The organism is Rhizobium ecuadorense, assembly GCF_001187535.1.
GTDB classification, from domain to species: Bacteria; Pseudomonadota; Alphaproteobacteria; order Rhizobiales; family Rhizobiaceae; genus Rhizobium; species Rhizobium ecuadorense.
Genome location: NZ_LFIO01000810.1, coordinates 1 through 332 on the forward strand (window position 1 = coordinate 1; position 332 = coordinate 332).

1 pseudogene is annotated in these 332 nt (G+C 60.5%); it reads right to left on the reverse strand.

Annotated elements, in window-relative coordinates:
• Positions 1–99 precede the first annotated feature (99 nt).
• A pseudogene (locus AF337_RS14125) lies at positions 100–332 on the reverse strand (glycosyltransferase family 4 protein); the annotation flags it as partial.

Below are 332 nucleotides of genomic sequence, written 5' to 3' on the forward strand. Positions count from 1 at the left end.
CCCTTCGACATCTGTCCATCCGTCAGGATCGGCCTACCGCCGCATACCCGCCATCTCTAATGCGAAAATGTTAAAATAAAGCGGAGTGACGACCTCAGCTTAGCTGGCCTGCATCGCCGTCAATGTCTGAAGCGCCTTCTCGTAGCTGTTTTCCGCAAGGTAGCGCAGCAGGAACTCCCGCGCCTTCCCGGCCTTCTCTCGTGCACGCTCGGGCGCGCGGAAAATTTCCCTCAAGTACCCGGCCGCCGCCTCGGGTGAGGGGTCGGCCCAGACTGCACCCTCGAGCCCGGCAAATTCGGGATGGGTATCGACCACAGGAATAAGGGGAGAGC